Origin of the sequence: Pseudomonas sp. CVAP#3, from assembly GCF_018986375.1 — a bacterium.
Lineage (GTDB): Bacteria > Pseudomonadota > Gammaproteobacteria > Pseudomonadales > Pseudomonadaceae > Aquipseudomonas > Aquipseudomonas helvetica.
Genome location: NZ_JAHMSC010000010.1, coordinates 1 through 18,096, shown reverse-complemented (window position 1 = coordinate 18,096; position 18,096 = coordinate 1). Strand labels below are relative to the sequence as shown.

Annotated in this window: 20 protein-coding genes and 2 pseudogenes; 12 read left to right on the top strand and 10 right to left on the bottom strand. The window is 57.7% G+C overall.

Going from position 1 to position 18,096, the window contains the following annotated elements; genetic code table 11:
* Window positions 1–4: 4 nt before the first annotated feature.
* Window positions 5–1,462 carry a cytochrome c oxidase subunit II gene (locus tag KRR23_RS17810; protein WP_216743561.1) on the bottom strand — a complete coding sequence of 486 codons (1,458 nt, stop codon included), beginning with the start codon at window positions 1,460–1,462 and terminating at the stop codon, window positions 5–7.
* 448 nt (window positions 1,463–1,910) lie between these two features.
* On the opposite strand from KRR23_RS17810, the gene KRR23_RS17805 reads away from it, so the two are divergent.
* From KRR23_RS17805 to KRR23_RS17795, 3 genes are all read left to right on the top strand, one after another.
* On the top strand, window positions 1,911–2,249 hold the full coding sequence (locus KRR23_RS17805; RefSeq protein WP_216743560.1) for a hypothetical protein: 339 nt from the start codon (window positions 1,911–1,913) through the stop codon (window positions 2,247–2,249).
* 324 nt (window positions 2,250–2,573) lie between these two features.
* The gene (locus KRR23_RS17800; protein WP_095082823.1) at window positions 2,574–2,756 is read left to right on the top strand and encodes a type II toxin-antitoxin system HicA family toxin; all 183 of its coding nucleotides are present in this window, start codon (window positions 2,574–2,576) and stop codon (window positions 2,754–2,756) included.
* Between the two features lie 31 nt (window positions 2,757–2,787).
* Window positions 2,788–3,195 carry a type II toxin-antitoxin system HicB family antitoxin gene (locus KRR23_RS17795; RefSeq protein ID WP_071551463.1) on the top strand — a complete coding sequence of 136 codons (408 nt, stop codon included), beginning with the start codon at window positions 2,788–2,790 and terminating at the stop codon, window positions 3,193–3,195.
* A 35-nt stretch (window positions 3,196–3,230) separates the two neighbouring features.
* Here the strand turns inward: KRR23_RS17795 and tam are convergent, their stop codons facing one another.
* Together tam and KRR23_RS17785 are read right to left on the bottom strand one after the other, a co-directional pair.
* On the bottom strand, window positions 3,231–4,001 hold the full coding sequence (gene tam, locus KRR23_RS17790; protein WP_216743559.1) for a trans-aconitate 2-methyltransferase: 771 nt from the start codon (window positions 3,999–4,001) through the stop codon (window positions 3,231–3,233).
* Between the two features lie 333 nt (window positions 4,002–4,334).
* A complete protein-coding gene (locus KRR23_RS17785; RefSeq protein WP_145021012.1) occupies window positions 4,335–4,664 on the bottom strand; it encodes a YXWGXW repeat-containing protein in 330 nt (109 codons plus the stop codon).
* 306 nt (window positions 4,665–4,970) lie between these two features.
* Between KRR23_RS17785 and KRR23_RS17780 the strand changes: the two genes are divergently transcribed.
* The 5 genes from KRR23_RS17780 (at window position 4,971) to KRR23_RS17760 (ending at window position 9,399) form a co-directional block, all read left to right on the top strand.
* Window positions 4,971–6,503 carry a DUF1800 domain-containing protein gene (locus KRR23_RS17780; protein WP_216743558.1) on the top strand — a complete coding sequence of 511 codons (1,533 nt, stop codon included), beginning with the start codon at window positions 4,971–4,973 and terminating at the stop codon, window positions 6,501–6,503.
* A 21-nt stretch (window positions 6,504–6,524) separates the two neighbouring features.
* Window positions 6,525–7,721, top strand: coding sequence for a DUF1501 domain-containing protein (locus KRR23_RS17775; protein ID WP_216743557.1), 1,197 nt, complete (start codon window positions 6,525–6,527; stop codon window positions 7,719–7,721).
* Between the two features lie 14 nt (window positions 7,722–7,735).
* The gene (locus tag KRR23_RS17770) at window positions 7,736–7,918 is read left to right on the top strand and encodes a hypothetical protein (RefSeq protein ID WP_216743556.1); all 183 of its coding nucleotides are present in this window, start codon (window positions 7,736–7,738) and stop codon (window positions 7,916–7,918) included.
* A 315-nt stretch (window positions 7,919–8,233) separates the two neighbouring features.
* Complete coding sequence (locus KRR23_RS17765) at window positions 8,234–8,737, top strand: inclusion body family protein (RefSeq protein WP_054596081.1); 504 nt, start codon at window positions 8,234–8,236, stop codon at window positions 8,735–8,737.
* Between the two features lie 122 nt (window positions 8,738–8,859).
* On the top strand, window positions 8,860–9,399 hold the full coding sequence (locus tag KRR23_RS17760; protein WP_216743555.1) for an AidA/PixA family protein: 540 nt from the start codon (window positions 8,860–8,862) through the stop codon (window positions 9,397–9,399).
* Between the two features lie 73 nt (window positions 9,400–9,472).
* Here KRR23_RS17760 and KRR23_RS17755 read toward each other — a convergent pair whose 3' ends face one another.
* From KRR23_RS17755 to fos, 4 genes and pseudogenes are all read right to left on the bottom strand, one after another.
* Window positions 9,473–9,997: a DUF4142 domain-containing protein gene (locus tag KRR23_RS17755; protein WP_216743554.1), complete on the bottom strand. Its 525-nt coding sequence runs from the start codon at window positions 9,995–9,997 to the stop codon at window positions 9,473–9,475.
* A gap of 129 nt (window positions 9,998–10,126) precedes the next feature.
* Complete coding sequence (locus KRR23_RS17750) at window positions 10,127–11,470, bottom strand: sensor domain-containing diguanylate cyclase (protein WP_216743553.1); 1,344 nt, start codon at window positions 11,468–11,470, stop codon at window positions 10,127–10,129.
* A gap of 105 nt (window positions 11,471–11,575) precedes the next feature.
* Window positions 11,576–11,776 (bottom strand): annotated as a pseudogene (locus KRR23_RS17745) (LysE family translocator); the annotation flags it as partial.
* Window positions 11,777–11,797: 21 nt separating this feature from the next.
* Window positions 11,798–12,211 carry a fosfomycin resistance glutathione transferase gene (fos, locus tag KRR23_RS17740; RefSeq protein WP_216743552.1) on the bottom strand — a complete coding sequence of 138 codons (414 nt, stop codon included), beginning with the start codon at window positions 12,209–12,211 and terminating at the stop codon, window positions 11,798–11,800.
* A gap of 126 nt (window positions 12,212–12,337) precedes the next feature.
* Here fos and KRR23_RS17735 point away from each other — a divergent pair, with 126 nt between their 5' ends.
* On the top strand, window positions 12,338–12,577 hold the full coding sequence (locus tag KRR23_RS17735) for a CopG family ribbon-helix-helix protein (RefSeq protein WP_054596077.1): 240 nt from the start codon (window positions 12,338–12,340) through the stop codon (window positions 12,575–12,577).
* Entirely contained in the window at window positions 12,567–12,851 is a 285-nt protein-coding gene (locus tag KRR23_RS17730) for a type II toxin-antitoxin system RelE/ParE family toxin (protein WP_081013749.1), read from the top strand. The genes KRR23_RS17735 and KRR23_RS17730 overlap by 11 nt, the downstream gene beginning before the upstream one ends.
* Window positions 12,852–12,864: 13 nt before the next feature.
* Here the strand turns inward: KRR23_RS17730 and KRR23_RS17725 are convergent, their stop codons facing one another.
* Entirely contained in the window at window positions 12,865–13,605 is a 741-nt protein-coding gene (locus KRR23_RS17725; RefSeq protein ID WP_216743551.1) for a hypothetical protein, read from the bottom strand.
* 332 nt (window positions 13,606–13,937) lie between these two features.
* On the opposite strand from KRR23_RS17725, the gene KRR23_RS17720 reads away from it, so the two are divergent.
* Entirely contained in the window at window positions 13,938–15,119 is a 1,182-nt protein-coding gene (locus KRR23_RS17720; protein WP_216743550.1) for a multidrug effflux MFS transporter, read from the top strand.
* Between the two features lie 9 nt (window positions 15,120–15,128).
* Here KRR23_RS17720 and yiaY read toward each other — a convergent pair whose 3' ends face one another.
* On the bottom strand, window positions 15,129–16,277 hold the full coding sequence (yiaY, locus tag KRR23_RS17715) for an L-threonine dehydrogenase (RefSeq protein WP_216743549.1): 1,149 nt from the start codon (window positions 16,275–16,277) through the stop codon (window positions 15,129–15,131).
* 155 nt (window positions 16,278–16,432) lie between these two features.
* Here yiaY and KRR23_RS17710 point away from each other — a divergent pair, with 155 nt between their 5' ends.
* Entirely contained in the window at window positions 16,433–17,452 is a 1,020-nt protein-coding gene (locus tag KRR23_RS17710; protein WP_216743548.1) for a DUF4917 family protein, read from the top strand.
* A gap of 173 nt (window positions 17,453–17,625) precedes the next feature.
* Here the strand turns inward: KRR23_RS17710 and KRR23_RS17705 are convergent.
* Window positions 17,626–17,868, bottom strand: a pseudogene (locus KRR23_RS17705) (cupin domain-containing protein); the annotation flags it as partial.
* Window positions 17,869–18,096 lie beyond the last annotated feature (228 nt).

Here is an 18,096-nt window from a genome sequence, read left to right as displayed (position 1 = left end):
ACGGCTACTTTCCTGGCTCCGCCTTGCTCGCATCAGCGTCGGCATTCGCTTTGGACTTGATAAAAGCGATCAGTGCGCTCAACTCCGTATCACTCGGCGTAAAGGCGGGCATGATGGGCGCATAGCCCTTGACGATTTTGGCGTTAGGCTTAAGAACCGATTCTTTTATATAGTCCTCATCGACCTTTATCCTCGTACCGTCCTCAAGGGTTTCTGTCTTGCCATACAGGCCCTGCCAGCTGGGGCCGACGCCCTTGCTGCCATCGACACTGTGGCAGGCCACACAGCCGAACGACTTGGCCAGCTGCTGTCCCTGCGCCGCCAAGTCTTCACCCGCGGCAGAAAGCTCATCGCTTTGGCGCGCGGTACCCAGTGATTTGATCAGGGCAACGAGAGCACCCAGTTCATCTTCATTGAGAGTATAGGCCACCATGACCGGCGGGTAGCCCTGTACCCTTCGGGCCTTCGGATCGAGGATCGCCGATTTAAGGTAGGCCTCATCGACCTGCACACTGGTGCCATCGGCAAGCTGTTCGGTGCGGCCATACAAGCCCTTCCATCCCGGGCCGAGACTGGCACTGCCATCCTGGCTATGGCAGGCGTTGCAGCCGTACTTCTCGACCAACAGCCGGCCTTTTTCCAACATGCTGTCCCGACTGGGTTTGGCAGCTGCCGCTAATGTCTGCGCAAAAGTCGGTTGACTGCTCAACCATTGATCGAAGGCGTCCTGTTCGTCGACGATCATATGGCCGCGCATGTTGTAATGCCCCACGCCACAATATTCAGCGCACATGATTTCATATTGCCCGGTTTTAGTTGGCGTAAACCAAAAGTACGACACCATCCCTGGCACCATGTCCATCTTGCCGCGCATTTGTGGTACATCGAAATCGTGCAGCACATCTTTGGAACGCAGTAAAACTTTTACCGGCTGATCGAGCGGAAGGTGAACTTCATTGTTTAGTACCAGTATATCGTCCTGCCCTGCAGGATCCTTGGGATCAAGACCGAAAGGGTTGGTGGAATCAGCAAACTTGATATCCGACTTGCCTAACTTTCCGTCCCGACCGGGAAAACGAAAAGCCCACTGCCACTGCTGGGCAACCACTTCAAGTTCATAAGCTTTTTTCGGCACCCGGACGAAATCACTATAAACAACCAGGCCTGGCGCCAACATCGCGGCAATACCGACCGAAGTAACGATAATTAACCATAACTCCAATTTTTTATTGCCTGGCTGGTAGGCCGCCTTGGCACCGTCCTTGTGACGATAACGCATCACGGCGACCGCCATAAATACCGTGACGGCGATGAAAAATATTCCGCTGATGACCAGGGTGATGAACTGGGTGGTGTCTATTGACCCCCAGTTGGACGCGGCCGGCGTCGCATGCCAAGGCGCCAGGATGTTGAACAACACTGATGCAACAACGATTAGAATCAAGATAATTGCTGTTGCCATTTTCTCTTCATCCTATTCCTGTCACGCGTGGATTATGCAAAAGCATCGCCACTTAACAGCATCGTCAAATTAATACTAATCTGACGTCCCAGCAGAGCAGACAAACACCACTGCTCCTGACGGTAAAGTCAGCAAGAAGTATAGTGCAGGAACGGAGCAAGCGCTTTTCCTGAAGTACCGTGACGCACGAGCATTCAAACTCCAACAGTAAGTTAATTATTTAAATCCATTCGCCACCTATAGCTAAAGATATTCAGCATCACGTCTCCCGGCACTAGATTGGGCATAGCGACTTGTTTCCGATCAGTCAAAATCATCAGGATCGAGCCCCACGCCCCCAAGCGAGGCTCGGTTGCCAGCTATACTTAATTTCTGATTACGGACGGTAGAGATCGACCAGAAGCGGCCCGAGCTACAGAGTCCAGCAGTCCACAACGGAGGTTTCGTCATGAGTGCCTTGACGATCGAAGGCTGGTGCAAAATCAGCGGCAACCAAAAGTCCATCCCGGTGGGGGAGATCCATTTTGACGTCGACGGCCCTCTTCATCTGCGCCTGGAGGAAGCTGAAGAACATCTGCAGCAGACCCATGAGCCTGAAGCAATGGTCGACGTGAACATGAGTTCAATGGATTTGATCATCCCAGAGGGATACGGCCCCTTGTCCGACTGCCAAATGCGCGTCTATCTGCAACACTCGCGCGGTCAGTTCCATCTGGTCGGGCATCGAGCGAGCGATGGAAGCTTGATCTATACCAACGCGGTTTTGATTGATCAGCTGCTTGAGTAGCGACTACGTGATTCTCGGCATCGATTTTTCTCTGTGGGGAGCGCCGTGCCGAAAACTCACCTTTTAAACAGAAGATGCAGAGACAAGAAAAAACCGGTCTTCAGTGACCGGTTTTTCATGCCCGCCGTTCAGCAGCAACACGCGTTGAACTGGCGTTGAAGGAATCAGAAACACTCCAGCGCTGCTCCTGGACACCGCGTTTTGCAGTGGTTCCTACACTGTCCCCTACCACTCATCCATTCTGTCGCCACCAGCGGTGGTTATAGTGTTGATAACTTATTTTCAGTAGGTATAGTAACCACCTACACAGCACAGGGACGTGATGTGAATAGCCGATATTTGATAACCCAAATCGTCGCAGACGGCTGGTATCTGGTACGGGTCAGGGGCAGTCACCACCACTTCAAGCATCCCACGAAGCCCGGTCTGGTCACCGTCCCACACCCGAAAAAGGATTTACTGACCAAAACGGCCGTCAGCATCCTGCAACAGGCCTTGCTGTATTGAGTCGGCGAACAGCACCCGGAGGACAACATACATGCTTTACCCAATTGCGATTTCAATGGGCGATAACGAACACGCCTGGGGCGTGGAAGTGCCGGATATACCGGGCTGCTTCTCGGCCGGTGATGACCTGGACGATGCGATCGCCATGGCACGCGAAGCCATTGAAGGCCACTTCGAGATACTCGCCGAAGACGGCTCGGCGATTCCGCCCGCCAACAAGGTCACCGTGCATGCAGCCAATCCGCAATACGCCGGCGTTACCTGGGCATTGGTGGACATCGATGTCACCAAGTACCTGGGCAAGGCGCAGAAACTCAACATCACTCTGCCCGGCTATCTGCTGACCCGTATCGACGAATACGTGCTGCATCACCCGGAAGAAAAAAGCCGTTCCGGCTTCCTGGCCTCGGCGGCGTTGAAAGTGTTGCAACAGGGCTGAGGGCAACAGCTTCAGGCCTGATGCAACAACAGCCTTTAGCGGGTCGCCACAATGAATAAACGCGGGAACGGCAGCAACACCGAATCATCGGCCTGCACCGGGAAGAATGGCTCTAACGCAGCCAGATAGTGCTCGAGGTACTGAGCTTTTTCCGCCTCGTCGAGCGGTTCAAGAAACGGCCGCAAACCGCTGCCCTTGAACCACTCGACCACGGCCGCGGGACCGCCCGCCAGCGGGTGATGGTAGGTGGTGCGCCATACATCGACCCGCGAGGCGCACGAACACAGCATCTGGTAGTAAGTATTGGCATCGTCCAGGGTCGTCCGTTGCCCGGCGACGTCCGCAAGCTTGCTGGCCCAAGGCCCCTTACTGGCGACTTCACGCATCATCCGATGCGACGGTTGATCGAGGTTGTCAGGCATTTGAATCGCCAGGCTGCCACCCGATGCGAGCTTGGCCACCAGCGACGGCAACAGCGTGGCGTGGTCGGGTAACCACTGGAATACCGCATTGGCGAAAATCACATCGAACGGGCCGGGCTCGCTCCAGGCGGCGATATCGGCAGTGTCGAAGCGCACGTTCGGCAAGCGTTTGCGGGCGGCGTCGATCATGTCGGCCGAGCTGTCCAGTCCACGCACCGTAGCATTGGCAAAGCGCTGCACGAGCAATTCGGTAGAGTTGCCGGGGCCGCAGCCGATGTCGATCACCGAACGCGCATTGGTGTTCGGGATAGCAGCCAGCAAATCGCGCGCCGGGCGCGTGCGCTCATCTTCGAAAGCCACATACTGTTTGGCAGACCAGCTCATCGCGTACTCCTGTAACGGATCAGGATATGAGCGACGCGCTAGACTCTGCGTTTCGCTCATGGGGCGCCAGTAAGCGACGACCCTGCCAAGTTCGTCAAGATTCGGTGGGTGGGTGATGTGGTGAAGGTGGTTACGCCGATGTCCCGTGGACCTGGTCGGTAACGCCTGCGGCCATCCTTGCGACGAGGGCGCGGCACACAATTCGTAGCAGCTGCCGAACGCAGCCTTCGGCAGCTGCTACGAAATCAGTGTCAACTCTGCGAAATCGTGACAACAGCACAAAAAAAAAGCGACCTGCAAAGGTCGCTTTGTTTGTTCGGCGAAACGCTGGACCTAGTGAGCCCAGCCCCCGCCTTGCCAATGCCAGCCATCGTTGCGCGGTTCCCAATGCGGGTGCACGTAACGATAGCCTCGGCGTTCCGGTTCCCAGTGCCCGCGAACGGCGACATAACGCCCGCCTTCCCAGCGCCAGTAACCGCGCGACCAGACATAACCCGGCCGGCCCGCGGGCTCCACTTCGATCACCTGGACCGGTGGTGGCTGCGGTGCGATGACTTCGACGTACTCGCGTGGCGGCGGACGCCGGTCGTGAACCACCCGCTCCTGTACGCAACCGGAGGCCGCGATGACCACTGCTACCAATGCCGCGTAACGTAACAACATGCTGCCTCCTGAGGCTCATCGGCCAATAGAGTAACCCTGTAAAACCATGCCCCCTTTACCGCCGCGCTCCTGCTTGGCGTATGAATATTTGTACCAGCAGATATCTTTCTAATACCTGAACCCACCCACAGGAACTGTGTAAAGAAAAGTTGACCTTCCACAGCTCGCAGAACCTGCAAGAAAAAGTGCAACGTCTTCTTTGTCGAGCTGTTCTAGATGTACGTTATTCAGCATAGCGTCAGCTGCACGGGTGGAAACTACACTGGCTGCTGTCGACGTCTCTCTTGATACTCGGGAACCTCCTACATGCACATGCCACATGCCGTTTTTCGCCCGTTGTGCCTGTCGGTCTGCTTGTTGTTTCCCGCACTGGCCTCGGCCGGTACACCCGCCGCGCTCAATCCGAGCGACATTGCCTGGCTGCGCCGCGATGGCTTCGATCTGGATGCCGCCAACCTGGCGCGCTTGCGCAGCATGGGACGCGAGGGCCTGCTTCAAGCCCAATTGGCCGACCGCATCAATGACCCGCTGCCACCGGCAATCAACGCGCTGTTGCACAGTTATCCGGTATTGAGCACATCACCCGAATCCTTGTTGCTGGCATTCAAGAGCCAGCAGGAACAGCTCAAGGCCATGCCCGAAGGCGACGCCAAAAACGCCGCGAAAAAAGACGCACAACAACAAGCCAACGAACTCGCAGAACAAGCGCGTGAAGCCGTGCTGTTGCGTGCGGTGTATGGGCCCAATCAGCTCAAGGAGCAGTTGGTGGGTTTCTGGCTCAACCACTTCAGCGTATTTCAGGGCAAAGGTCGCATACGGGTGCTGACGGAGGACTACGCAGAACACGCAATCCGCCCACACGCGCTGGGTAAGTTCAAGGACCTGGTAATGGCCACCCTCAAGAGTCCGGCGATGCTTGAGTACCTGGACAACGCGCAAAATGCCAAGGGCAAGGTCAACGAGAACTACGCCCGCGAGTTGATGGAGCTACACACCCTGGGCGTCGGCTCAGGTTATACCCAGCAAGACGTGCAGCAACTGGCGCTGATTCTGACCGGCGCCGGGCTGATGCCGCTCGACGGTCGTACGCAGAAGTTTGCTCCTCGGTTACAGGCCTTGGTGGTGCGCGAAGGGCTGTTCGAATTCAATCCTCGTCGTCACGACTTTAGCGACAAGGTGCTGCTCGGCCATCCGATCAGGGGCAGCGGCTTTGACGAGATCCGTCAGGCCGTGGAGCTGATTACCCGGCAAAAAGCTTGTGCGCATTTTGTCTCGCAACAGCTGGCCAAATACTTCGTTGCCGATCAGCCGCCGCCCGCGCTGGTGGAACGGATGGCCAAGACCTTCCAGGACAGCGACGGCGATATCGCCCAAGTGATGCGGACGTTGTTCGAGTCGAAGGAGTTGCTGCAAAGCACTGGTACCAAATTCAAGGACCCGATGCAGTTCGTGGTGTCGGCGGTGCGGCTGGCCTATGACGGTAAGCCGCTGGCCAACGCGAGGCCGATGATCAATTGGCTCAATCAGTTGGGGCAGCCAGTATTCGGTCGCGTGACACCGGACGGCTGGCCGCTGGAATCCAGCGGTTGGTCGAGCTCGGGGCAGATGTCCAAACGCTTCGAAATCGCCCGGGCAATCGGGCGTGGGGATAACCGATTGTTTACCCCGCAAGGTAGCAACCTGCCCGGCCCCGGGTTTCCGATGATCACCACACCGTTGTTCTACGAAGCCATCTCTCCACACCTTTCAGTAGCGACCCTTGGCGCGCTGAACAAGGCCGTGTCGCCTCAGGAATGGAACACCTTTTTGCTCGCCTCACCTGACTTCAATAACCGCTAAGTTGCGTTACGAGGTACCGCCATGAATCGTCGAGAACTGCTGATTGCCGCTGCGGCAGCCGCGACGCTACCGTCCTTGTCGTTTAGTGCAAAGCTGTTCGCCGCCCCTGTTTCGGCACCGCGCTTTCTGATCGTTTTTCTTCGCGGCGGCTACGATTGCAACAACCTGCTGGTGCCCTGTTCCAGCGACTTTTACTACGAGTCGCGTCCGACTCTCGCCATTGCCCGCCCAGACTCACATAACCCCAACAGTGCCATTGCACTGGACAGCCATTGGGGCCTGAACCCGGTTTTACGTGACTCGATCTATCCGTTGTGGCAACGCAAGCAGATCGCCTTTGTACCGTTCGCCGGGACCGATGACGTGTCCCGCAGTCACTTCGAAACCCAGGACAACATCGAGTCTGGCGAACCGAGCCAACAGCGTAACCGTTACGACTCGGGCTTTCTTGCACGCTTGTCGCGTCAGGTGCCGAACAGTGCGCCGATTGCCTTCACCGATGCCTTGCCCCTGAGTTTTCAGGGCGGCAACGCCATCCCTAACATCTCGTTACGCGGCACCTCGAAACCGGCCTTCGATGCTCGGCAATCGGCGATTCTCTCGTCGATGTACAAAAATACCCCCTACGCAGCCTCCGCAGCCGGTGGCCTTGAACTGCGCCAGCAGGTGTCAAGGGATCTGCAAGAAGAGATGATCAAGGCCAATCGTGGTGCGCCGAATGCGCAGAACTTTGCTGCCCAGACCCGGCGCATGGCAACACTGATGCGCGACCAGTATCGACTGGGTTTCGTCGATGTCGGCGGCTGGGATACCCACGTCAATCAGGGCAGCACCAGCGGCCAGTTGGCCAACAACCTGGCGAACCTCGGTGAAGGTCTGGTTGCCTATGCCCAGGCTCTGGGTGATGAATGGAACAACACTACCGTGGTAGTGGTTTCGGAGTTCGGCCGCACCTTTCGTGAAAACGGCGCCAGGGGCACCGACCACGGACATGGCACGGTGTACTGGGTACTTGGCGGCAACGTTCGCGGTGGACGCATCGTGGGTGAACAGGTGGCGGTCAACCCACAAAGCCTGCTGCAAAACCGCGATTACCCGGTGCTCAACAATTATCGGAACCTGCTCGGTGGTTTACTTGGCAGGACCTGGGGCTTATCCGCTTCGCAGTTGCAGAGCGTATTTCCCGGTGCGCGTCCGGACGCATTGCAGTTGCTCTGATCGGCGTAAGAAATATGCAACGCATTACGTTAAAAGACCTCAAGGCACTGCTGGTCGCAAGCTCCGGACTCAAGGCCATCAGCCTGGGTCGAACATCGGCGCAAGGCCTGCTCAAAACCATCGACGGTCAATTCTCCGACACCCTGGAAGTGAAGCTGCCGGGATCGGTAATCGTTGCTCAATGGCACACAATTTAGAGGGAAATCAACGCTTGGGAAACGTTCTGGATCACCATTTTCTTATCGCCAAATCATCGGAAATTAGAAGAAAAACGACCGCTCGTCGAGTGAAGTGCCCTCTGTTTTGACAGCTTCAGATCGGCATCTATAGTGCAGACGCGGCCTGTTGGAAGGAACCCGGGCCGGTCACTTTTATAGGCAAGGAGCCAGGCCAGCTCGTACCCTGTGATCGGTGGGTTCCCCGTAGTAGCGCGCTTACAACAGCCGCAAGGCAATCAAGCGTTGTTGCGTCTGGTAGATGCCAGGCGCTCACTATGATCAAGGAGCTTTACTATGTCTCGAGTCACGGATGTGCTTGTTTCGATCGACACCGAATCCATTCTGAAAAACTACCCGAACATCAGCAAAAATCCCAACGCGCCAACGCTTATCGATGTCAGTCATGTGTACATGGTCACCAACCGGGACAACGTGATCAATGGCCAGGCTGGTGGCGAACTGAATCTGAAAGCCTCCGTCGGTGACCTGATTCGCTGGCGCGAAACCAGCCTGTCGCAGAGCTTCGAAACAGCGGTAATTTTCTACAAGTTCATCGGTAACGCGGGTAATGAGCTGATCTCGACACCGACGCCACGCAAGGCCACCGCGTGTGTTGCCGTGCCAAACACCAGCAACCCGTCAGTGCCTAGCTGCCAGAAAGTCGATAACCATTACTGGTCTTCGGAAACCCTGGCCACCGGCAGCGTGACCTATCACTTCAACTTCCTGATCGTGAACCGGGACTGCCAGATTGTAGGTTGCTGCTCGTGGGATCCGTTCATCACCATCCGTAACTGATCTGGACGGCCCCTTGGCGACAAGGGGCTTTCCCCTCTGCCTCGCGCCCCGACTGGAACTGGATGTCTTGCGTAAGCCGCAGCGGTGGCCGCGACCCACCCACATCATGAAAGGAAGCCGTGATGTCCACAGATACCAGCGCAACCCCGTCACCCACCACTGAGCAGGCAACCAATGTGTTGCTTATTGTCGACGCCGAAACCCTGCTCACCCGCTACCCACAACCGAGCCTTGATCCCCAGAACCCGACCGCGATCGAGGACGGTTTCATTTTCACCTTTGGCGCGCCCCAGGGGGCAACGCCAAAGTCCAAGAGCACCTGCCTTGAACTACCCGTAAGCTCAACCAAAACCTTCCACATCCGTGGCCGAACCGTCGGCCTGCACGCCGAACACAGCGTGGTATTTTACAACCTGACTGTGGGCGACGCCGGTGTGTTCTCAAAACCGCATCTGGTGGTGCATAACGGCCAGACCTTGCCCGCCCCCAATCCCGAATCCCCCACCGAACCGCTCGCGGTAAAAGCCGATGATCACTACTGGCATTGCCAGCAGCTGAGCACCGGTGTCGAGCAGTGCGAGCTGAGCTTTATGCTGGTGAACAGCAGCTGTGAAGTGCTGGGGTATTTCAGTTGGACGGTTGGGGTGAAGCTGTCGAGCTAAACAAAAAAACCGGCTTCAATAGCCGGTTTTCAGTTTTTCCTGCGGTGATCAGCCGTAATACCCATCGTCCGCCTCAACCATCCACCCGACCCGATTGGCTGTTGGTCTGAAGAGCCTTGGCCATTTTCAGGTGGCTTTCGAGTTTGGGCAGGGTCTCTGCGGCGAAGGCCTTGATCTCCGGCACGTCGGTGGTTTGTGCTTCCTGCTTCAACTGCTCGATGGCTTCCTGGGTGGTCTGTACCTGGCTGGCGGCAAAGGCCGTGTCGAACGAGTCGCCGTCCTTGACCTCAGGAATCAGCGCCTTGGCCTTGCTGGCCACCTCATCTCTGGGGGCAACGGGCAGATCGAGTTTTTTGGCGATTTTCGCCAGATGCTGGTTAGCCGTGGTGCGGTCGTTGATCACCACAATCGTGTAGTCCTTGACCTCTTTGGACTCGGTTTTCTGGTGAGCCAGGCGGCTGGCTTCGATGTCTGCCATACCTTTGACCGAGGTGTCATTGATGAAGTCGGTTGGCGACTGGGCAAAAGCGTTGCTGGCGCCCAGGCCCAGCAACACGGCAAAACTGATGGTCGATAATCGGCTGGCCATACGGCTCATGGTCGCGCCCTCCTTGAACAGGCAAATGAGTGCAGCGGGTTTCCCCGCCTGACGTCTGAAGTTAAAACACCGCAAAGGTTTAGAAAAGTTGAGCCTGCCGCGACGAACGGCGCCCGCGTCAAAGTCGAATCAGGCGCGGTCCAGGCGCCCGCTCAAGCGCTTGGCAGCGTACATGGCCTCATCTGCGTGCTTGAACAATTGCTTTTCCTCACTGCCATGTTCGGGGTAAAGCGCGATACCGATGCTCGGCATGATGTTCAGGCTATGGCTGTCCAGACGCATCGGCTGGCCGAGCACCTGACGGATCTTGATCGCGACCCGCGCCGCGTCTTCGGCCGCCTGAACACTGTCGAGCAGGACGACAAACTCATCACCACCAATGCGCGCTACCGTGTCGGTCTCACGCACGCAGCCTTGCAGTCGATTAGCCACGGCTTGCAGTAACATGTCACCGACGCCATGGCCGTAGGTGTCGTTGACCTCTTTGAAATGATCCAGATCGACGTACAGCAGCGCCATGCGTCCGCACTCTTTTCTGGCTTTGCCGAGCGCAGCTGACAGGCGCTCACGCAACAGTTCGCGGTTAGGCAAACGGGTCAATTGGTCGTGCTGTGCCATGTATTGCAGCCGACTGTGCAATTGCTTGCGCTCAATGGCCGCCGCAACCTGGGCACAGACGTATTGCAGCAGCTCCTTGTCGCGCTCGGTATAGCGTTCGCCACCGGGGACGCTTTTGACAATCAGCGCCCCGATGGTGCCCTTCTGTGAGTTCAGCGGAACGCCCAGCCAGCAGGGTGAGTCCTGGCCATTCATGACCTCGCAAATTCCGGGCATCGCGGCAGGTTGGTCGGGCGTCACCAGCACCGACTGCCCCGTGCGAATGACTTCGGCGCAGAGCTGGCCAGTAACGGTAAACACCGGGTCGTGCTCGTGATCGTCGACGTGGTACGGGAAATTCAATTGCTGGCAGTGCTCGTCGTAGAGCGCTACCGAGAAGTTCAACGCCGGCAACCATTCGCCGATCAGTTGATGAATGCGTTTGAACAGCGCCAGCAGATCCTCAGCGGCATGGGCAGCTTCGGAGATCGCGTACAGTGCGGCCTGTCGGGACTCAGCCTGCTTGCGCTCGGTGATGTCACGGGCTACGGCGATGCGCAATTGGTCGACTTCAGACCAACGCGCCGACCAGAGAAGATGCACCACCTGGCCATCCTTGCGCAGGTAGCGATTTTCAAAGTTCGGGTTGGGCTGGCCGCGCATGATTTCCCGGGCAGCGTCCAGGGTTCGCTGGCGATCGGCCGGGTGGACCATCTCGATCATCGGCTGGCCAATCAGCTCGTCCTGGGTGTAACCGAACACTTGCTCGCAGGCGGCGCTGACAAATACGAAACGCCCCTGGCTATCGACCGCACACACGACGTCGAGCAAAAGATCGATGTAGCTTGCCAGCGGCGCGGAATTTCTGGTGCTCATCAAAGATGGATACTGTCCAAAAGTGCAGCCGTGAGTATCAATCCCTGGACCCGGCATCGCTGAAACGGATGTCCTGATGCAGCTGTCGCAGCCCTGCGCGCAGCCTCAAACCTTGTTCGTCAGCAACCCTGGCACCTCGTGCAGCAAGGCATAGATGGCGAAACCGGTGAACATTACCCCGCAAATCCGGGTAATTGCCAGCTCATGACGCTGATACAACATGCGCACCCGACGAGTGCCCACAATGCCGATCAGAATAGCGTATGCGGCGATACCGCCAACGAAACTCGGAAAGATCAGCTATGGACATGCCGGGAGTGCGCCCGGTCACGGAGTGAAAAACTTCATCCCGGCATAAGGTCTCTGGCGGCACGCCTCAAGTCGCGACACCAGATCCCCGACATGGAGTTCAAGCTTGTGCCCATCCGGATCCAGGAAATAAAACGACGCGCCTTCGCTGCGATTGTCCCGCCACTCTAAAACACCCACAGCTCGCAGTCGTTCAACCAATACCGGGAAGTCGCTGGCGGCTACGCTGAATGCGTAATGGGTGTAATCGACCGCCGTCTCAGGCTCGCGCAGCGGATCGAGAGACAGGCACAGCCACAACCCCGGCAACGACAGATAGGCGCCGCCGTCCCAGGTGACGTCGAGGCGCAGCTGCAACAGGCCACGATAGAACGCCACGCTGCGGTCCAGATCAGTGACCGCCAGGGTCAGATGGTTGAGGCCGGAGAGCATGCTGGAATACCTTGTGGGTGATGTTTTGAATCAAAGGTTCTGGGGGCAACAGACAAATGGAGCTAGCACCGCCCCCCTGACAGCGATGTAGTATGTTGTATTACAAACCACTACATCGAGACTGCCATGTCCGTCATGTCTTTGCGCCTGCCAGACGAAATCGCCGAGACCCTCGCCAATTTGGCTAAAGCGACAGGCCGCAGCAAATCTTTTCTCGCCGTAGATGCGCTACGTGAATACCTGGCTAGAGAGGCCTGGCAAATCGAAGAAATTCAACATGCCTTAAAAGAGGCTGACGCTGGAGACTTTGCCAGTGACGAAGACGTAAATGCCTTAGCCCGCAAGTGGGCAAACAATGCGCGTTGAGTGGCTGAAAACCGCACTAAAAAATATTGATGACGAAGCCGCTTACATCGCGCTGGAAAGTCCAAAAGCCGCAGCTGACTTCGTCAAAGCCATCTTCACCAGTATCGAGCACCTTGCCCAATTTCCTGCGATTGGCCGTGAAGGCCGTCTGCCCGGCACTCGAGAGTGGGTACTAGCCGATCGCCCCTACGTCATCCCTTATAGAGTCCGCCAAGGGCGTTTGCAGGTTCTGCGAGTGTTCCACACCCGCCGTCTACCCCCCGGAACATGGTAGGTCTCAACCTGTGTCATGAGCCCTGCAATTCTTTCGGAACAACATACCGCTGACCGTCATACCGCAGCGTCGTCAGTACCGTTTTCCCCACTGTATCTTTGGATTCGCATTCGCCATTTTTCACCGAGTCTTGCGAGCCAGTGGTCACCGATTTAACGATCAGGTCGGCGAAACCGTGGCTGCTGGTTTTGGCTATATCCAGAGTGCGTTTGATGTTCGAGAACTCGCCCGCACAGTTGGTATCCCACTCACCGCCACCGGATTCGATCACCAACTGCTCCAGGACCGGGCGCAGTGTGTTGCCTTCGCGAACATACAGCGACAGCCGGGACTCGCCGAAAGGATTGGCCCGCGACAAGCCGGTGAAACCTGCCCGCACGCCGAACGCTCGCAGATCGGAGGTGAGTTTGTAGCGTGCGGTATCGATGCTCAGCCCATCGAACCGGATGGCATCGGAGCTGAACACCGAGGCTTTGGAATAGTGGGCCAGCGGCTTGCCATCGACGTTGGACACCACCGCCAGTTTCAAGTCGTACATACCCATGCCGTCAGGCTCATCGCTATGAGTCGAGTCCGGCTCAATCTGCGACAGTGCAGTGATGGTCTGGCCGCTGTAGGCCGGCCAGTCCTTGCACACCGAATAACCCGGTACACCCTCGGGCAATGGCGGTGTTACACACTCGGCATATGCCTGGGTCGCGCCCAGCGCACCACTCATTGCCACACATCCCAACCAGCTGTATTTCAAGGTCATTCCCTGTTCCTTGCGAACGTCATCAATCGATAAAAGATCAGCCCTGCACTATCGCCTGCCCGGTCTGTCGTTTCAACCCGTTCAATGCCTGATCGTCACCATGACGCGAGGGTTGCGATGCCGGGTGCATCCATCGAATGACACTGAGCCTTCTAACTTCAGGTTAATATCCAACGCTTTATAAGCCTCATACGGATCGGGCAGCACTGAAGCAATGACCTTTGGTGCGGACATGGAACCCACGCGGGTCAGCCGTTTTTTGCGAGCTGATCATCGACCTATTGCGCGCTCACAGCCGACACACCGGCCACTGACCCTCCAGGAAACAGTCCTTGAAAAGCAGCACAACACTCGTCATCACTTGCTCTACGGTTTTTCTCGCGCAGTTGGGCATGAGCATTTACCTCCCGGCCCTGCCGGAGATTGCCCGGTACCTGAACAGCGATGCTTCGCACGTCTCCTGGGGGCTGGCGGTGTACCTGATCGGCATGGCGCTGCCCATGTTGTTCTGGGGCAGCCTGAGCCAGCGCATTGGCCGCAAACCGGTGCTGATCGCGGCGTTAGGCATCTATGGGCTGGGTAATCTGGCCTTGCCCATGGGCACCACCCTGGAGTCATTCCTTGCACTACGGTTGGTTCAGGGTATTGGCGCCAGCGGGATTTCAGTCATGGCCCGAGTGCTGATTCGCGACAGCTTTCGCGGAGATCTGTTAGCCAAGGCACTGTCCTGGATTTCGATTTCCTTTGTGGTTGCGTTGGGGATCGGACAATACCTGGGATCACTGGTACAGGTTGCACTGGGCTGGTCAGCGATCTTTTATTGGCTGGGCGGCACGAGCCTGTTGATGGGGACAGTGGTGGCACGGGTCACCTTCCCGACATTGCCAGAAACGAAAAGTCAGGCATCCAGCTGGCCCATTTACTGGCGCATTCTGCGTCATCGGCATTTTCTGCTTCCAGCACTCGCCGGTGGTCTCGGTTACGGCGTAATCGTCGCGTTCAACACCGCCGCACCGGCAATTCTGCAAGGTACGTTCAACTGGTCTGCGGTCGAGTACGGCCTCTTGGGATGGCCAATCAGTGCAGCCTATTTTTTCGGGGCGCTGGTGATCAATCGCTACGTCCTGCACACCGGTCAGCAGCGGTTGATGAACGCGGGGGTGGGCTTGGTGTTGGTCGGCAGCGCGGTCATGTTACTGGGTAGCCTGCAGGCAACTGCGCTGGCGTTATTGCTGTGGTTGCCTTACTGCGTTGCGGTGCTCGGCCAATCGTTGATTTATCCCATCAGCCTGTCCCTGGCCAACGATGGCTCGCCGGTCAGTGGTGCTTATGCAATGGCCTTGAGCGGCTTTATCCACCAACTGATGGCCGCCATCATCGGTGGCATCGCCAGCCTGCTGGTCAGCCAGCAGGCTTGGCCGTTGTCATTGTTATGCAGCCTGTTGGCCCTCGGCGCGATGCTCTGCGTAACGCTTGTGCCGCGTCCCGAAATCATCGAACAAAGCGCCCGGTAACACCGCCATTCAAAACGCGCTGCGAAAGATCTCCTCGATCTGCCGCTGATCTGCCGCCCGTGGATTGGTCAGGCCACAGGCATCTTTCAAGGCGTTGGCGGCGAGGATCGGAATGTCTTGCAACTTGGCACCGAGATCACGCAAACCACCGGGGATTTCCACATCCCTGGCCAACACGCGGATCGCCACGATGGCTGCTTGAGCGCCCTCTTCCGGACTGACACCGAGGGTGTCGGCCCCCAGAGCCTGCGCCACCACCGCCAGGCGTTCGGCGCAGACCGCAGCGTTGAAGCTCTGCACGTGCGGCAGCAGTACCGCGTTGCACACGCCGTGGGGCAAGTCATAAAAACCGCCCAACTGGTGCGCCATCGCATGCACAAACCCCAACGAAGCATTGTTGAATGCCATGCCGGCGAGGAACTGCGCATACGCCATGTTTTCCCGGGCGATCATGTCGCTGCCGTCGTGCACGGCCAGGCGCAGGTTGCGGCTGATCAGCTCGATGGCTTTCAGTGCGCAGGCGTCGGTAATCGGGTTGGCGGCCGTGGAAACGTAGGCTTCGATGGCGTGGGTCAAGGCGTCCATGCCGGTAGCGGCGGTCAGGCCCTTGGGCATCGCCGCCATCAGCGCCGGGTCGTTGACCGACAGCAGCGGCGTGACGTTGCGGTCGACGATGGCCATTTTCACGTGACGCGATTCGTCGGTGATGATGCAGAAACGGGTCATCTCGCTGGCAGTGCCGGCGGTGGTGTTGATCGCGATCAGCGGCAATTGCGGCTTGGCTGATTGGTCGACGCCTTCGTAATCGGCGATCTTGCCGCCGTTGGTGGCGCACAACGCGATGCCTTTGGCGCAATCGTGGGGCGAGCCGCCGCCCAGGGAAATCACGCAATCGCACTGGCTGCGCTGGAGCAGTTCCAGGCCGCTCTCGACGTTGGCGATGCTCGGGTTCGGTTTGGCACCGTCGAAAATCACCGAGTCGATGTCCTGCATCGCCAGTTTTTCAGCGATCAACCCTGCCACGCCAGCCTTGGCCAATCCTGCGTCCGTCACGATCAAGGCCTTGCGAAATCCATAGTTGCGAATGGCATTCATGGCTTCGTCGAGGCAACCGGTGCCCATGATGTTCACGGCAGGAATGAAAAACGTGCTGGTCATCACCAATCCTCTTCGATAGGGCCGAACCGGCAACCCCGATTCAGCGGAGGCCCAGAGGATCGCCCCATCCGTTACCGCGCATCTTGATCTGGCTCAACACCCGGTCGTGATAAAGTCTGCGCCCTGCACTCCACCCGTTTGAGATGACCGACGCGATGACCGATTTCCAGGAATTTGATGCCCGACTAGAAGACTGGAATGCGTTGCGCGCAACCACCCCGTTCAGCGCCCTGCTGGTGGGCAACGGCGCCAGTCGTGCGGTGTGGGATGATTTTGGTTACGACTCGCTGTTCGAGAACGCCCGCACGGTCGAAGAAAAGCCGTTGAGCCAGTCCGAGCTGAGCGTGTTCGACGCGATGCAAACCCGCAGTTTCGAGCAAGTGCTGGGCGCACTGAAAACCACCAGCCGAGTGAACAAGGCCCTGGCCGTGAGCTCCGCCGCACCGCGCAATCGCTACTACGCGATCAAGGAAGCGCTGATCAACACGGTACACGCCGTGCACATCCCGTGGCGCCTGGTGCAACCGTCAAGCCTGGCGGCGATCAATCAGGAATTGAGCACCTATCCAACGGTGTTCACCACCAACTACGACCTGCTCAATTACTGGGCGACCCAGCACCAACCCGATGCCATCAGTGACCTGTTTCACGGCACCGAGCCGAGCTTCGACCTGAGCGCCAGCAGCGCGGATAAAACCCGCCTGCTCTACCTGCACGGCGGCTTGCACCTGGTGCGAAACCAGGACGGCACCGCGCGCAAACTGACCTCGACGGAGGGCACGCTGCTGGGCAGTTTTGCGATCAACAACACCATCAAGACGCTGGACGACGTGCCGCTGTTCGTCAGCGAAGGCAGTTCTGAAGACAAGCTCAAGACCATCCGCAGTTCGGATTACCTGTCGTTCTGCTACGACCAGCTACTCAAGCAAAGCGATGCGCTGTGCATCTTCGGCCACAGCCTGGGCAAGCAGGACACTCACATCGTTCATGCGCTGCGCCAGGCGCAACCGAAAACCGTGGCAGTCTCGATTTACCCGCGCAGCGCGGCGTTCATCCAGAGCCAGAAACGGCATTATGCGAAGGTGTTTGAAGGGACTGGCGTGGCGCTGAGGTTTTTTGATTCGAAGAGCCATGCACTAGGTAGCCCGAAACTCAGTGTGCCGGTCGAACGCTGACACCTGTGGCGAGGGAGCTTGCTCCCGCTCGGTCGCGCAGCGGCCGCAAACCAGAATGCGCGGTGTGTCTGACGCAATCGTGTTGCTGATTTCGGGACTGCTTCGCACCCCAGCGGGAGCAAGCTCCCTCGCCACGAAAGCTGTGCTCTCAAGTCAGAACTTGCAGCTCCAGCTCACTCCTCGCCGCTATGCACCACCACCAGCAACTGTGCCTGCACCTCGCCCACCGAGCGCAGGCGATGCGGTTTTTGCGCGTTGAAGTGCAGCGCATCGCCACGGTTCAAAATCACCCGTTCGCTCATGAAGTCGACTTCGACCTGGCCTTCATGGACAAACAGAAACTCCTCGCCCATGTGCTCCTTGAAGGTCTTGTCGCTGAACTATTTGGGCGGATAGATGATGAACGGCAGCAGGCTGTAGCTATCGAGGCTGATGGTCTGAAACCGGTCGCAGCCAACTGCAGGATTTGTTGGCCACATTGCACTGATCTTCAGGCACATGATCGTTCCCACGCTCCCGCGTGGGAATGCCTCTAGGGACGCTCCGCGTCCAGTGACGCGGAGCGTCACGTGCTGCATTCCCACGCAGAGTGAACTGACCCCCAAATGTTGGACACAACCTTTGGGGGTGTCATGGGGAAGTAC

Coding starts and splice junctions, on each gene's coding strand:
- KRR23_RS17710 (WP_216743548.1), top strand. CDS start 16,433: ATGACCGATTTCCAGGAATTTGATGCCCGACTAGAAGACTGGAATGCG.
- tam (WP_216743559.1), bottom strand. CDS start 4,001: ATGAGCTGGTCTGCCAAACAGTATGTGGCTTTCGAAGATGAGCGCACG.
- KRR23_RS17760 (WP_216743555.1), top strand. CDS start 8,860: ATGTCCACAGATACCAGCGCAACCCCGTCACCCACCACTGAGCAGGCA.
- KRR23_RS17775 (WP_216743557.1), top strand. CDS start 6,525: ATGAATCGTCGAGAACTGCTGATTGCCGCTGCGGCAGCCGCGACGCTA.
- KRR23_RS17795 (WP_071551463.1), top strand. CDS start 2,788: ATGCTTTACCCAATTGCGATTTCAATGGGCGATAACGAACACGCCTGG.
- KRR23_RS17810 (WP_216743561.1), bottom strand. CDS start 1,462: ATGGCAACAGCAATTATCTTGATTCTAATCGTTGTTGCATCAGTGTTG.
- KRR23_RS17785 (WP_145021012.1), bottom strand. CDS start 4,664: ATGTTGTTACGTTACGCGGCATTGGTAGCAGTGGTCATCGCGGCCTCC.
- fos (WP_216743552.1), bottom strand. CDS start 12,211: ATGCTCTCCGGCCTCAACCATCTGACCCTGGCGGTCACTGATCTGGAC.
- KRR23_RS17780 (WP_216743558.1), top strand. CDS start 4,971: ATGCACATGCCACATGCCGTTTTTCGCCCGTTGTGCCTGTCGGTCTGC.
- yiaY (WP_216743549.1), bottom strand. CDS start 16,277: ATGACCAGCACGTTTTTCATTCCTGCCGTGAACATCATGGGCACCGGT.
- KRR23_RS17755 (WP_216743554.1), bottom strand. CDS start 9,997: ATGAGCCGTATGGCCAGCCGATTATCGACCATCAGTTTTGCCGTGTTG.
- KRR23_RS17730 (WP_081013749.1), top strand. CDS start 12,567: ATGCGCGTTGAGTGGCTGAAAACCGCACTAAAAAATATTGATGACGAA.
- KRR23_RS17765 (WP_054596081.1), top strand. CDS start 8,234: ATGTCTCGAGTCACGGATGTGCTTGTTTCGATCGACACCGAATCCATT.
- KRR23_RS17725 (WP_216743551.1), bottom strand. CDS start 13,605: ATGACCTTGAAATACAGCTGGTTGGGATGTGTGGCAATGAGTGGTGCG.
- KRR23_RS17735 (WP_054596077.1), top strand. CDS start 12,338: ATGTCCGTCATGTCTTTGCGCCTGCCAGACGAAATCGCCGAGACCCTC.
- KRR23_RS17750 (WP_216743553.1), bottom strand. CDS start 11,470: ATGAGCACCAGAAATTCCGCGCCGCTGGCAAGCTACATCGATCTTTTG.
- KRR23_RS17770 (WP_216743556.1), top strand. CDS start 7,736: ATGCAACGCATTACGTTAAAAGACCTCAAGGCACTGCTGGTCGCAAGC.
- KRR23_RS17805 (WP_216743560.1), top strand. CDS start 1,911: ATGAGTGCCTTGACGATCGAAGGCTGGTGCAAAATCAGCGGCAACCAA.